The sequence below is a fragment of the Demequina mangrovi genome (assembly GCF_000759715.1).
Taxonomy (GTDB): domain Bacteria; phylum Actinomycetota; class Actinomycetes; order Actinomycetales; family Demequinaceae; genus Demequina; species Demequina mangrovi.
Genome location: NZ_BBLU01000005.1, coordinates 111,425 through 124,404 on the forward strand (window position 1 = coordinate 111,425; position 12,980 = coordinate 124,404).

General features: G+C 69.4%; 16 protein-coding genes. 8 read left to right on the plus strand and 8 right to left on the minus strand.

The features are described from left to right. The first annotated feature begins 48 nt into the window (after positions 1-48). Positions 49-894: a PhzF family phenazine biosynthesis protein gene (locus TR42_RS06170; protein WP_042214054.1), complete on the plus strand. Its 846-nt coding sequence runs from the start codon at positions 49-51 to the stop codon at positions 892-894. Position 895: 1 nt separating this feature from the next. Here the strand turns inward: TR42_RS06170 and TR42_RS06175 are convergent, their stop codons facing one another. Beyond that, positions 896-1,456 carry a nucleotidyltransferase family protein gene (locus TR42_RS06175; protein ID WP_042214055.1) on the minus strand — a complete coding sequence of 187 codons (561 nt, stop codon included), beginning with the start codon at positions 1,454-1,456 and terminating at the stop codon, positions 896-898. 23 nt (positions 1,457-1,479) lie between these two features. On the opposite strand from TR42_RS06175, the gene uraD reads away from it, so the two are divergent. The 3 genes from uraD to TR42_RS06190 are packed head-to-tail and all read left to right on the plus strand — an operon-like array spanning position 1,480 to position 2,972. Then, positions 1,480-1,956, plus strand: a complete 477-nt coding sequence (gene uraD, locus TR42_RS06180) for a 2-oxo-4-hydroxy-4-carboxy-5-ureidoimidazoline decarboxylase (RefSeq protein WP_042214058.1) — start codon at positions 1,480-1,482, stop codon at positions 1,954-1,956. Next, the gene (uraH, locus tag TR42_RS06185; RefSeq protein ID WP_042214059.1) at positions 1,953-2,273 is read left to right on the plus strand and encodes a hydroxyisourate hydrolase; all 321 of its coding nucleotides are present in this window, start codon (positions 1,953-1,955) and stop codon (positions 2,271-2,273) included. Before uraD ends, uraH begins: the two co-directional genes overlap by 4 nt. 42 nt (positions 2,274-2,315) lie before the next feature. Further along, the gene (locus TR42_RS06190) at positions 2,316-2,972 is read left to right on the plus strand and encodes a DsbA family oxidoreductase (RefSeq protein ID WP_201770782.1); all 657 of its coding nucleotides are present in this window, start codon (positions 2,316-2,318) and stop codon (positions 2,970-2,972) included. Between the two features lie 147 nt (positions 2,973-3,119). Here TR42_RS06190 and pgi read toward each other — a convergent pair whose 3' ends face one another. From pgi to TR42_RS06220, 6 genes are all read right to left on the minus strand, one after another. Next, entirely contained in the window at positions 3,120-4,799 is a 1,680-nt protein-coding gene (gene pgi, locus TR42_RS06195; protein WP_042214061.1) for a glucose-6-phosphate isomerase, read from the minus strand. 65 nt (positions 4,800-4,864) lie between these two features. Then, positions 4,865-5,098 carry a hypothetical protein gene (locus tag TR42_RS06200; RefSeq protein ID WP_042214063.1) on the minus strand — a complete coding sequence of 78 codons (234 nt, stop codon included), beginning with the start codon at positions 5,096-5,098 and terminating at the stop codon, positions 4,865-4,867. 10 nt (positions 5,099-5,108) lie between these two features. Further along, on the minus strand, positions 5,109-5,387 hold the full coding sequence (locus tag TR42_RS06205) for a hypothetical protein (protein ID WP_052405695.1): 279 nt from the start codon (positions 5,385-5,387) through the stop codon (positions 5,109-5,111). A gap of 86 nt (positions 5,388-5,473) precedes the next feature. Beyond that, positions 5,474-5,821 (minus strand): carboxymuconolactone decarboxylase family protein, encoded by a 348-nt coding sequence (locus TR42_RS06210; RefSeq protein WP_042214065.1) that lies wholly within the window; start codon positions 5,819-5,821, stop codon positions 5,474-5,476. Positions 5,822-5,967: 146 nt separating this feature from the next. Beyond that, on the minus strand, positions 5,968-6,252 hold the full coding sequence (locus tag TR42_RS06215) for a hypothetical protein (protein ID WP_042214066.1): 285 nt from the start codon (positions 6,250-6,252) through the stop codon (positions 5,968-5,970). A 117-nt stretch (positions 6,253-6,369) separates the two neighbouring features. After that, positions 6,370-7,806, minus strand: a complete 1,437-nt coding sequence (locus tag TR42_RS06220) for an amidohydrolase family protein (RefSeq protein WP_042214068.1) — start codon at positions 7,804-7,806, stop codon at positions 6,370-6,372. Positions 7,807-8,096: 290 nt separating this feature from the next. Between TR42_RS06220 and nrdH the strand changes: the two genes are divergently transcribed. The 4 genes from nrdH to nrdF are packed head-to-tail and all read left to right on the plus strand — an operon-like array spanning position 8,097 to position 11,891. Then, positions 8,097-8,333, plus strand: coding sequence for a glutaredoxin-like protein NrdH (nrdH, locus tag TR42_RS06225; protein WP_042214070.1), 237 nt, complete (start codon positions 8,097-8,099; stop codon positions 8,331-8,333). 12 nt (positions 8,334-8,345) lie between these two features. Further along, on the plus strand, positions 8,346-8,747 hold the full coding sequence (nrdI, locus tag TR42_RS06230) for a class Ib ribonucleoside-diphosphate reductase assembly flavoprotein NrdI (protein ID WP_042214072.1): 402 nt from the start codon (positions 8,346-8,348) through the stop codon (positions 8,745-8,747). Positions 8,748-8,767: 20 nt separating this feature from the next. Then, complete coding sequence (nrdE, locus tag TR42_RS06235) at positions 8,768-10,873, plus strand: class 1b ribonucleoside-diphosphate reductase subunit alpha (RefSeq protein ID WP_042214241.1); 2,106 nt, start codon at positions 8,768-8,770, stop codon at positions 10,871-10,873. Positions 10,874-10,916: 43 nt separating this feature from the next. Further along, positions 10,917-11,891: a class 1b ribonucleoside-diphosphate reductase subunit beta gene (gene nrdF, locus TR42_RS06240; RefSeq protein ID WP_042214073.1), complete on the plus strand. Its 975-nt coding sequence runs from the start codon at positions 10,917-10,919 to the stop codon at positions 11,889-11,891. Positions 11,892-11,978: 87 nt separating this feature from the next. On the opposite strand, the gene pucL is transcribed toward nrdF, so the two are convergent. Continuing rightward, the gene (gene pucL, locus TR42_RS06245) at positions 11,979-12,881 is read right to left on the minus strand and encodes a factor-independent urate hydroxylase (protein WP_042214075.1); all 903 of its coding nucleotides are present in this window, start codon (positions 12,879-12,881) and stop codon (positions 11,979-11,981) included. Positions 12,882-12,980 lie beyond the last annotated feature (99 nt).

The window sequence follows — 12,980 nt, forward strand, 5'->3', positions numbered from 1 at the left end:
GCGCCGCGGACCTGTGCCGGCGCATCGTCCGCGCCTAGGGTCGACGGCATGACTTCTCTTGCCTTCCGTCAGGTCGACGTCTTCGGTGCCGAGCCCTACACCGGCAACCCCGTCGCGGTGATCCTCGGCGCCGACGGTCTCACCGACGCGCAGATGGCCGCGATCTCGGTGTGGACCAACCTGTCCGAGTGCACGTTCGTGCTCGAGCCGACCACGCCCGAGGCGGACTACCGCGTCCGCATCTTCACTCTGAGCGCCGAGCTGCCGTTCGCCGGTCACCCCACGCTCGGCACCGCCCGCGCGTGGCTCGACGCGGGCGGGCGGCCGCGCGAGGCGAGGCGGATCGTCCAGGAGTGCGGGATCGGACTGGTCGACGTGTGGGACGACGGCACGCGGCTCGCCTTCGCCGCTCCCGAGCCCCTGCGCTCAGGACCGGTCTCCGACGAGGACCTCGAGCGCTTCTGCGCGGTGCTCGGCACCTCCGTCGACCGCGTGGTCGCATCGCGGTGGGTGGACAACGGGCCGGGCTGGGTGGGCATCGAGCTCGCCTCGGCCGAGGAGGTGCTCGCGCTCGAGCCCGACGCGGCGGGGCACCCGGGCGACTGGTTCATCGGGGTGGTGGGTCCTCAGCCGGAGGGGTCGGAGACCGCGGTCGAGGTGCGCGCCTTCTTCACCTCGGACGGCAGCGGCCTGCGCGAGGACCCGGTCACCGGCTCGCTCAACGCGTCGCTGGGGCAGTGGCTGGTGTCGAGCGGGCGGGTCGAGGCGCCCTACGTCGCCGCGCAGGGCACCGCGATGGGGCGACGCGGGCGCGTGCATGTCACGCCCGCCGACGAGGAGCTGTGGATCGGCGGCGCGACGGACGTGTGCGTCCGCGGCGAGATCGAGGTGTGAGTCAGCGCGTGTCGACGTCGGCGGCGACGCCCAGCCCCGTGCAGTCGACGGGTTCCGCGCGGTGCGCGTCCAGGTAGTGCGAGGCGCCGCGCGTGCCGCCGACGGTCGCGAGCAGCGGGCGCAGGTGCGCGCCGCCGATGAGCACCGGGTGTCCCGGGGTCTCGCCGTCGACCGCGCGCGCGAGGACCTTCTGATCGCCGGTCCATCGCTCCGCGACGCGCTCGACCGCCTCGGGCTGCAGCGTCGGCAGGTCCACGAGCGTCACCAGCACCGCCTCGGCGTGCACCGACTGCGCCGCGGTGAGCGCGACGTGGAGGCTCTCGCCGATCCCCTCGGACCACCGCGTCGCGATGATCGCGTGCGCGCCCTTGGGGAGCAGGTGCCTGGCCTCCTCGGCCTCCGCGCCGAGCACGGCGAGCACCGTGCCGCAGCCCGCGCCCGCGAGCAGATCGCAGGCGCGTGGGAGCCACGCCCCGTCATCGTCCCGTGCCAGTGCCTTCGGCGCGCCGAAGCGCGAACCCGCACCCGCGGCGAGCACCACGCCGACCAGTCCGTTCGCCATACTGGACATCGTAAGGAGGGACGATGATCGAACCCACCCCGGAGGACCTTCTCACCTGCCTGCGCGTGAGCCGCTGGGCCGAGGAGCTGTCCTCGCGCGCCTACGGGACGCTGCTCGAGCTCGAGCGTGCCGCGGTCTCGGCCGCGACGCCGCTGTCGCCCGAGGAGATCGACGAGGCGCTCGCGGCGCACCCGCGCATCGGCGAGCGTCGCGACGGCGACGACGCGGAGTCGCGCTTCTCGCAGTCCGAGCAGGCGTCGTCCGCCTCCGGCGACGAGGCGCTCGCGGCGCGTCTCGCGGAGGGCAACCGTGCGTACGAGCAGCGCTTCGACCGGGTGTTCCTCATCCGCGCGGCCGGGCGCTCGCGCGAGGAGATCGTCGGGGAGCTCGAGCGGCGGCTGCGCAACGAGGACGCGGTCGAGCTTGCGGAGGTGGCAGATCAGCTGCGGGGGATCGCGCTCCTGCGCCTCCGCGCGACCTACGGGGAGGTGGCGGCATGAGCCACGTGACCACGCATGTGCTGGACTCGGTGCACGGGAGGCCCGCGGTCGGGCTGCCCGTGCGGCTGCTGCACGGCGACGTCGAGATCGCCACGGGCGTGACGGACGCGGACGGCCGTGTCGGCTCGCTCGGCCCGGACGTGCTCCACGAGGGCACGTACCAGCTGGTCTTCGCGACCGGCGCGTGGTTCGCCGACCACGGGATCGCGACCTTCTACCCCGAGGTGCGCATCGCCTTCGGCGTCGACGGCGACCCGCACTATCACGTGCCGCTGCTGCTCAGCCCGTTCGGCTACTCCACCTACCGCGGGAGCTGAGCGGTCAGGAGGGCGCCGCCGCATGCGGTACCTTTCTGCGCCATGACAATCCAGATCGACGTCTGGTCGGACATCGCCTGCCCGTGGTGCTACCTCGGCAAGCGCCGCCTCGAGGAGGCCGTCGCCGCCTCGGGCGAGGACGTGTCCGTCCGATACCGCAGCTTCCAGCTCGACCCGAGCATCCCCGCCGACTCCGCGATCCCGCACGCCGAGGCGCTCGCCGCGAAGTTCAACACCACCCCCGAGCGGGTGCGTGAGATGAATCAGCGGCTCATCGACCTCGGCTCCGAGGTGGGGATCGCGTACGACTTCGACCGCTACATGGCGGCGAACACCCGTGACGCGCATCGGCTGCTGCATCTCGCGCACGCCCGCGGGCTCGGTGCGCAGATGAAGGAGCGCCTCATGCAGGCGCAGATGATCGACGGCGCGATCGTGTCCGACCACGGCGTGCTGGTGGGCCTGGCTGCCGAGCTCGGCATCGCGGAGGACGAGGTCCGGTCGGTGCTCGACTCGGACGCCTACGTCGACGCCGTCGAGGCGGACATCGCGCAGGCCGCGGCGTACGGCGCGACCGGCGTCCCGTTCTTCGTGTTCGACGAGGCCTTCGCTGTCTCGGGCGCTCAGCCGGTCGAGACCTTCGCGCTCGCGCTGACCAAGGCCCGCGAGGCCCGCGAGGCGGCGGCCGCCCCCGCCTGACGGTCCCACCCGCCCTCGGAAGTGGTAGGTGAGTGTCGCTTTCTCGGGATCGCGAACTCGCAGTGGTCGATGGTGGTCGCGTCCCGGTCGACGCAGACGACGAAGGGGGCCGGCCCAGCGGGCCGGCCCCCTTCGTGCTGTCTCGGGTCAGGCCCGGTTCGCGCGGTAGAACGCGATGAGCGCCTGGGTGGACGCGTCCTGCGCGGACAGCGCCGCATCGTCCCCCTCGATCGCCGGGGCGATCTCGAGCGCGAGCTTCTTGCCCAGCTCGACGCCCCACTGGTCGAAGGCGTTGATGCCCCACACCACCGACTGCGTGAAGGTGATGTGCTCGTACAGCGCGATGAGCTGGCCGAGGACCGACGGGGTGAGCGACGGCGCGAAGATCGACGTGGTCGGCTTGTTGCCCGCGAACGTGCGCGCCGCGACGAGCGCGCCCGTGGTGCCCTCGGCCTCGACCTCCTCGGCGGTCTTGCCGAAGGCGAGCGCCTTGGTCTGCGCGAGGTAGTTCGCGAGGAACAGCGCGTGGACGTCCTGGCCGCCGTCCTCGAGGGGGTAGGCCGGGTTCACGACGGCGATGAAGTCCGCCGGGATCAGCTTGGTGCCCTGGTGGATCAGCTGGTAGAACGCGTGCTGGCCGTTGGTGCCGGGCTCGCCCCAGAAGATCTCGCCGGTCTCCGTGGTGACGGGGGAGCCGTCCCACATCACCGACTTGCCGTTGGACTCCATGGTGAGCTGCTGGAGGTACGCCGCGAAGCGGTGCAGCTGCTGCGCGTAGGGCAGCACGGCGTGCGACTGGGCGCCCAGGAAGTTGACGTACCAGACGTTGAGCAGCCCCATGAGGACGGGCACGTTCTTCTCGAGCGGGGTCTCCGCGACGTGGCGGTCGACGGCGTGGAAGCCCGCGAGCAGCTCGCGGAACGTGTCCGGGCCCAGCGAGATCGCGAGCGACAGGCCGATGGCGGAGTCCACGCTGTAGCGGCCGCCGACCCAGTCCCAGAAGCCGAAGGCGTTGGCGGGGTCGATGCCGAAGGCCGCGACCTTGTCGAGCGCGGTCGAGACGGCGACGAAGTGGTGCGCGACCGCATCGTCCTTCTCCGCGTCGGTGGCGACGGAGACGCCCGCCTCCGCGAGCGAGTCCCACAGCCAGTCGCGCGCGAGACGCGCGTTGGTGAGGGTCTCGAGCGTGGTGAAGGTCTTCGACGCGACGATGAAGAGCGTGGTCTCGGGGTCGAGGCCCTTGACCTTCTGGCCCATGTCGGTCGGGTCGATGTTCGACACGAAGCGCGCCTCGATGCCCGCGTTCGCGTACGGCTCGAGGGCCTCGTAGACCATGACGGGGCCCAGGTCCGAGCCGCCGATGCCGATGTTGACGATGTGCGTCACGGCCTTGCCGGTGACGCCCTTCCACTCGCCCGAGCGGACGCGGTCGGCGAAGGCGTCGATCGCGGACAGCACGGACTGGACGTCGCCGTCGACGTCCTGGCCGTCGACCTCGAGGGCCGGCTCCATGCCGGCGGGGCGGCGCAGCGCAGTGTGGAGGACGGCGCGGTCCTCGGTGGTGTTGATGTGCTCGCCGGCGAGCATCGCGGCGTAGCGGTCGGCGACGCCGGTCTCCTCGGCCAGCTTCACCAGCGAGGAGAGGATCTCGTCGGTGACGAGGTTCTTCGACAGGTCGACGTGGAGGTCGGCCAGGGGCAGCGAGAAGCGCTCGACGCGGGTCGCGTCGGAGGCGAACCACCCGCGGAGATCCGGGGTGAACGATGCCTGGTGGGCGGACAGCTCGGCCCAGGCGGACGTGGTCGTGGGATCGATAGGTGCAGTCACGGTTGCCAGGCTAGTCGTGTCGGGGACGATGCGCCCAGGACCTGCGCGCCCGGTGGCCCGTGCGGCTATCGACGCCGGTCCTGGCGGCCTCGCCAGGGCCCGGTCCAGAGCCGGATCGCGGCGAGCAGCCCCGCGCCCGCGATGGCGAGCGAGATGAGGATGAGGACGATGTACCGGGGCTCCGTCACCGCAGGGTCGTAGGGCTGCGCGTCGGACCAGGCGAGCGACGCCTTGACGAAGACGAGCGCGAGCGCGAGTCCGGCGGCTCCTGCCGCGATCGCCCAGCCGCGCCGACGCATCGTCCCGCGCCTACTGGAGGCCGAGCTCGGCATCGAGCCTCTCGCGCCAGTCGGGACCGGCGAGCGCGGCCCGGTCGAGCAGGTCGCGCCAGTCGTCCCGCGCGTGCTCGAGGGCGTCCTCGAAGAGGGTGAGGTCGCCGCGGCCCGAGAGCAGCACGGCGGCGTGGACCCGCTCGGGGTCGGCGCCCGGGGTGACGGCGAGGCGTTCGAGCGCGCTCACGATGCGCGGCGCGGACCGTCCGAAGTCCTCCGCCGCGCGCTCCGCCACCCGATCGCTCACCACTGCCACGGCGGCGATCCTCTCACGCCGCGCGGTGCGCCCGGGCACGACGAAGGCGGGGACCGGAGGGATCCCCGCCTTCGTGGAGGAGGTGCTTAGGCCGGAACGGCGCTGAAGGCCTCGACGGCCTTGCGGGCCTCGTTGCCGTAGACGGCCGAGGGGCCGCCGCCCATGAGGATCGCGACGCCGATGGTCTCGTAGACCTGCTCGGGGGTCGCGCCGGCGGTGAGGGCGTCCTTGACGTGGCAGGTGATGCAGCCGCCGCAGCGGACCGAGATCGCGATCGCGAGGGCGAGGAGCTCCTTGGTCGACTTGGGGAGCGCGCCGTCCGCGAGGGCGGCGTGGTGGAGCGAGAAGAAGCTCTTGATGGTGCCGGGGATGTGGTCGCCGAGGGCGCCGATGCCGCACATCACGTCGTCGTAGTGCTCCTGGTGGTTCTGCATGACCTGGTTCCTTTCGGTGGGGATCCCGGCGACGGTGCCGGTGGGTGATTCCACGGTAAGTAACAGGTGTCAACCATCCTAGGGACGATGGTCCCCACCCCAGGAAGAACGCGGCATCGATCCGGCTCGACGAGGCGACAACCGGGTCAGGCCTCGGTCGGGTGCTCAGTGTCCTCGGTGGAGGCGTCCTCGCGCGTGGGCGCCAGCACCTGGATCACGACCGCGGCGCACACCAGGGCCGCCGCGATCGGCACGGCGAAGAGCCGCAGTCCGCCGACCACGTAGTTGAGGAACCAGAACACGACCTCGTCGCCGGCGCCGGTGGCGTAGCTGGCGCGACTCATGATCTCCGGACCGGCGATGACCACGAACGTGCCGATGAGCACCAGCCCGGTGGCCCACTGGGCGCATCGCTTGGCGGTGGGGTGCATGCGTTGAACATAGCCCTCACCAGGGAGAACGACAATGACCTACCGCTCCGGCGCAGAGACCCGCTGAAACCGACGCTCACCTACCACTTTCGGGCGACGGCAGGAGAGGCGGCGGTGCTACAGCTCGGGCGCGACCGCCTTCTCGCCCGCGACGTAGACCGCCGCGATGGCCGGCTGACGCAGCCCCACCAGGAGCGTGAAGAGCTCCTCGAGCGTCGCCTGCTCCTCGTCGTCGGAGCGGATGCCCATCGACAGCATCCCCTCGAGCGGCTCCCAGCGGGACGTCTCGATGAGCAGGAAGTCCGCGTCCTTGCCCACGTCGAGGTTGCCGAAGGCGTGCTCCATGTCGAGCGCCCGCGCGCCGGCGAGGGTCGCGGCGAAGAGCAGCTCGGCGGGGTGGATCGCGGTGCCCGCGTCGCCCTCCTCGGAGATGTGGACCTTGTAGCAGTCGCCCGCGACGCGCGAGATCAGCCACTCGTCGCCCGCGCCGATGTCCGAGCCCAGCGCGATGTTCACCCCGGCCTCGACGGTCGCCCGCCACGGCATCGTTCCCGATCCCAGGAACAGCTGCGAGGTGGGGCAATGCGCGATCGAGGTCCCCGTCTCCGCCATGCGCGCGAGCTCGCGCGGCTGCGAGTGCACCGCGTGCGCGAGCGACGAGCGCCGGCCCAGCAGCGAGTGGCCGCCCGACTTCGAGCCCGGCAGGAAGCGACCGTCGTAGGTGTCGAGGTAGGCCTCGACGCCGTACGAGCCCAGCACCGCCGCGATCTCGCCGTCGCCCTTGCGGTTGTTCTCGTTGAGGTGGCTGTGGAAGTAGACGCCGGTCATGCGTGCCTCGTCGTAGAGCTCGCCCAGCGCGGCCAGCGTGCGAGGGGTCACGGACAGCGAGAAGCGCGGCACCACGGCGACCTGGACGTGCGCGGAGCGCGGGTCGCCGGTGTCGACCGCGTGCCAGCGGTCGATCTCCTCGGCCACCAGCCGGATCGCGTCCTCCTCGGACGTGATGAGCGCGGAGGCGGCCTCGGGTCCGACGGTCTGGATGCCGCGGCCGGAGACCACACGCAGCCCCGCCTCGAGCGTCGCGCGGTAGAGGGCGTCCTGCGCCACCGGGAACGCGCTGCCGAAGACCATCGCAGCCGTGGTGCCCGCGGCGATGCGGCGACGCGTGAAGTAGCGCGCCGCCCGGTCGGCGAACTCGAGATCCGCGAACTGCGCCTCGGTGGGGAAGATGCAGTGGTCGAGCCACTCGAGCAGCTGACCGCCGCCGTGCGCCGCGGTCGCGTACGACTGCGGGAAGTGGACGTGCGAGTCGACGAAGCCGGGGACGAGGTAGTCGGCGCGGGTGACCGGGGCGCCCGCGAAGGCCGCGGGCAGCGCGGCCCAGTCGCCCAGCCAGACGATGCGGCCCTCGCCGTCGACCACGAGCGCGCCGTCGGGCAGCGACACCAGATGCGACGCGACGTCGGTCTGGTCGGGTGCGCCGGCGATGTGGAAGACGTGCGCGCGGTAGACGCGCACCTCCCCGCCGGACGCGAGATGCGACGGCTCGGTCATGTCTGTGCCCCCTCCTCAGCCCCCTTCTCCGGGCGAAGGGGAGCGCACATCGTCACCGTAGACCGGCCCCGTTTCCACAGCGTTTCGGGGCGCGCGCGGGTCCCGTCCCTGGGTGACACGGCGTGTCGCGCAGACCGGGCGGAGTTACCCACAGGCGACACGCGGGGCTGTGTGTAAATTGTGGGTAAATTTGTGGATGAGACACACCATCTAGTGGTGGCATCGGCGGCCAGACCCCATATATAGTGGCGCCTACTCAGCCCGCTCTCGCGTCTCGAAAGGACGTCCCCATGACGATCTCGGTCTACTCGAAGCCCGCCTGTGTGCAGTGCACCGCCACCAAGAAGGCGCTCGAGCGCGCCGAGCTCGAGTTCCAGATCTTCGACGTCACCGAGGACCAGGACGCGTACGACACCGTCATGAAGCTGGGCTACCTCCAGGCTCCCGTCGTCATCGCCGGCGACGAGCACTGGTCGGGCTTCCAGCCGGACCGCATCGCCGCGCTGGCCGAGCGGGTCGCCTCCTAAGCCAGCCGCCTCATGGCCTCGCTCGTCTACTTCAGCTCCACCTCGGGCAACACGCACCGCTTCGTGCAGAAGCTGGGCGTGCCCGCGGACCGGATCCCGCTGTACCCCACGGACGAGCCCCTCAAGGTCGACGAGCCCTACGTGCTCGTCCTCCCCACCTACGGCGGCGGCAACGACCGCGGCGCCGTGCCCAAGCAGGTCATCAAGTTCCTGAACGACGAGCACAACCGCTCGTACATCAGGGGAGTGATCAGCGCGGGCAACACCAACTTCGGTTCGGCCTACTGCATCGCCGGCGACATCGTCGCCAGCAAGTGCAAGGTCCCGCACCTGTACAAGTTCGAGCTCTTCGGAACGCAGGACGACGTCACCGCCGTCCGCGATGGATTGGATGACCTGTGGAAGCAACAGTGATCGACGCCCCGCGCACGGGCATGGACTACCACTCGCTCAACGCGATGCTCAACCTCTACGACACCGAGGGGAACATCCAGTTCGACAAGGACCGTGAGGCGGCGCGCGAGTACTTCCTCCAGCACGTCAACCAGAACACGGTCTTCTTCCACTCCCTCAAGGAGCGCCTCGACTACCTGGTCGAGAAGAAGTACTACGAGCCCGAGGTGCTCGCGCAGTACGACTTCACCTTCATCCAGGCGCTGACCGAGCGCGCCTACTCGAAGAAGTTCCGCTTCCCGACCTTCCTGGGCGCGTTCAAGTACTACACGAGCTACACGCTCAAGACCTTCGACGGCAAGCGCTACCTCGAGCGCTACGAGGACCGCGTCGTCATGGTCGCGCTCACGCTCGCCGCCGGCGACGAGGGCCTCGCGACCGCCCTGGTCGACGAGATCGTCTCGGGCCGCTTCCAGCCGGCCACCCCGACCTTCCTCAACGCGGGCAAGGCCCAGCGCGGCGAGTTCGTCTCGTGCTTCCTGCTGCGCATCGAGGACAACATGGAGTCGATCGGCCGCTCGATCAACTCCGCGCTCCAGCTGTCGAAGCGCGGCGGCGGCGTCGCGCTGTCGCTGTCGAACATCCGCGAGGCCGGCGCGCCCATCAAGCACATCGAGAACCAGTCCTCGGGCATCATCCCCGTGATGAAGCTCCTCGAGGACTCCTTCACCTACGCGAACCAGCTCGGCGCGCGTCAGGGTGCCGGTGCGGTGTACCTCTCGGCGCACCACCCCGACATCATGAAGTTCCTCGACACCAAGCGCGAGAACGCCGACGAGAAGATCCGCATCAAGACCCTCTCGCTGGGCGTCGTGGTGCCGGACATCACGTTCGAGCTCGCCCGCAAGAACGAGGAGATGTACCTCTTCTCCCCGTACGACGTCGAGCGCGTCTACGGCGTGCCGTTCGGTGACATCTCGATCAGCGAGAAGTACCACGAGATGGTCGACGACGCCCGGATCCGCAAGACCAAGATCTCGGCCCGCCAGTTCTTCCAGACCGTCGCGGAGCTGCAGTTCGAGTCGGGCTACCCGTACGTCGTGTTCGAGGACACGGTGAACAACGCGAACCCCGTCGCGGGCCGCATCAACATGTCGAACCTCTGCTCGGAGATCCTCCAGGTCAACACCCCGTCGACCTTCAACGAGGACCTCACGTACGAGGAGATCGGCAAGGACATCTCCTGCAACCTCGGCTCGATGAACATCGCCACCGCGATGGACGGCGGCGACCTCGAGAAGACGGTCGAGATCGCGGTCCGCGGCCTCACCGCCGTGTCGACCCAGTCGGCCATCGACGCGGTGCCGTCGATCCGCTACGGCAACGACCGCGCCCACGCCATCGGCCTCGGCCAGATGAACCTCCACGGCTACCTGGGCCGCGAGCGGATCCACTACGGATCCGAGGAGGGTGTGGACTTCACCAACATCTACTTCTACACGGTGCTGTTCCACGCCATCGCGGCCTCGAACACCATCGCCAAGGAGCAGGGCACGGCCTTCGAGGGCTTCGAGAACTCGAAGTACGCCTCGGGCGAGTTCTTCGACAAGTACACCGACCAGGAGTGGGTCCCCGCGACCGCCCGCGTCGCGGCGCTGTTCGAGGACGCCGGCATCGCGATCCCGACCCAGGAGGACTGGCGCGAGCTCAAGGCCAAGGTCCAGGAGCACGGCATCTTCAACCAGAACCTCCAGGCCGTCCCGCCGACCGGTTCGATCTCCTACATCAACAACTCGACGTCCTCGATCCACCCGATCGCGTCGCGCATCGAGATCCGCAAGGAGGGCAAGCTGGGTCGCGTCTACTACCCGGCGCCCTTCATGGACAACGAGAACCTGGAGTACTTCCAGGACGCGTACGAGATCGGCCCCGAGAAGATCATCGACACGTACGCCGCGGCGACGCAGCACGTGGACCAGGGCCTGTCCCTGACGCTGTTCTTCAAGGACACCGCCACCACGCGCGACATCAACAAGGCGCAGATCTACGCGTGGCGCAAGGGCATCAAGACCATCTACTACATCCGCATCCGCCAGCTGGCGCTCGAGGGCACCGAGGTCGACGGCTGCGTCAGCTGCATGCTGTAATCGCCGCCGGAACCCCTCCAGAAGTCTCAAGAAGGAACAAGACATGACCGAGAAGCTCACGCTGGTCAGCCACGTGGACGCCATCAACTGGAACCGCATCCAGGACGAGAAGGACGTCGAGGTGTGGAACCGCCTCACGGCCAACTTCTGGCTGCCCGAGAAGGTGCCGCTGTCCGGCGACGTGCAGTCCTGGGCCACCCTCACGCCCGAGGAGCAGACGCTCACGATGCGCGTGTTCACCGGCCTCACGCTCCTGGACACCATCCAGGGCACCGTGGGAGCCGTGTCGCTCATCCCCGACGCGCTCACCCCGCACGAGGAGGCCGTCTACACGAACATCGCGTTCATGGAGTCGGTGCACGCCAAGAGCTACTCGTCGATCTTCTCGACGCTGTGCTCGACGCCCGAGATCGACGCCGCGTTCCGCTGGTCGACCGAGAACCAGAACCTGCAGCGCAAGGCGCAGATCGTCCTCGACTACTACCACGGTGACGACCCGCTCAAGCGGAAGGTCGCCTCGACCCTGCTCGAGAGCTTCCTCTTCTACTCGGGCTTCTACCTGCCCATGTACTGGTCGAGCCGCGCGAAGCTCACGAACACGGCCGACCTCATCCGCCTCATCATCCGCGACGAGGCCGTGCACGGCTACTACATCGGCTACAAGTTCCAGAAGGGGCTCGAGGCCGAGTCGGAGGCCCGCCGCGAGGAGCTCAAGGACTACACGTTCTCGCTCCTGTACGACCTCTACGAGAACGAGGTCCAGTACACGCACGACCTCTACGACCCCCTGGGCATGGCCGAGGACGTCAAGAAGTTCCTGCACTACAACGCCAACAAGGCCCTGATGAACCTGGGCTACGAGGCGCTGTTCCCGTCCACCGTCACCGACGTGAGCCCGGCGATCCTGTCGGCGCTGTCGCCCAACGCGGACGAGAACCACGACTTCTTCTCGGGCTCGGGCTCGTCGTACGTGATCGGCAAGCACGAGGAGACCACGGACGACGACTGGGACTTCTGAGCCCCCGCATCGTCCACGCGCAGAGGCCCCGCACCGAAAGGTGCGGGGCCTCTGCGCTGTCCGGGGACGATGCGGCGCGCGGCTCGCTCAGACCAGGCCCGAGTACTGCTGCCACGCCGGACCGGCGGGCGGCGCATCGTCCGTGGTCACGGACGCCTGGATGAGGCCGTAAGGGCGGTCGTCGGCGTGGAAGACCTCGTTCGCGTTCTCGATCCCGAAGGGCGCGAGGTCGTACGTGAAGTGGTGCTTGTTCGGCGCGGACAGCCGCACCTCGACCAGCTCGGGCACCGCCTCGATCGCGGCCTTGCCCATCTCGTACAGCGTCTGCTGCAGCGCGAGCGAGTGGAAGCCGGCGAAGGTCTCGACGAGCGCGGTCTTGATCGCGGCGTAGGCCGCGTCGAAGTCGAAGGTCGCGACGTCCACCGCGCCGAAGCGCCACTTCGCGACGAGGGAGGTCGCCATGATGCGGTCCGAGGTCGGCTCGAGCACCGTGTACTCGTCCTTGAGGAAGCCGTGGAACTCCGAGCCCGACGACTTCAGCACCACGAGGTCCTTGAGGCCGCCGGTGATCCAGGTGCCCTCGGCGTCGTACGTCACCGCGACGGTGCGGACCTCCTGGCCCTTGCGCACCCACGAGAAGTCGTGCTCCTCGCCGCCGACGCTCACCCGCTCCCACGCGAACTCCTCGAGCTCGACGCGTGCCTGGTCGACGGGCTCGACGTCGTCGACGAAGTGCGTGGCGAGCGCGTACGCGTACCGCTCGAGCGAGGCCAGCCCGACCGTCTTGGCGAAGGCGTAGGAGGTCTGCTTCTGCGTGTCGGTCGGCAGCACCGCGCCCTGGTCGCCCGTAAGGTGCGCCTCGTCGAAGCGGCCGCGCAGGCAGCTGGACACGTTGACGTCCCGGATCTCGTGGCGAGGGGTGTCGCGCACGATGCGCACGATGCGGTTCTCCGCCTTGCCGTACTGGTGGTCGCCCAGGATGATGCCCATGGCTGCCTCTCGTTCAGGCGTGCACGCGTGCACGCGGTGCGAATGCGCCCACGCTAGCCATCGATGGTTTCGCCGGCGTTTCCGCGCATGACGGGCATA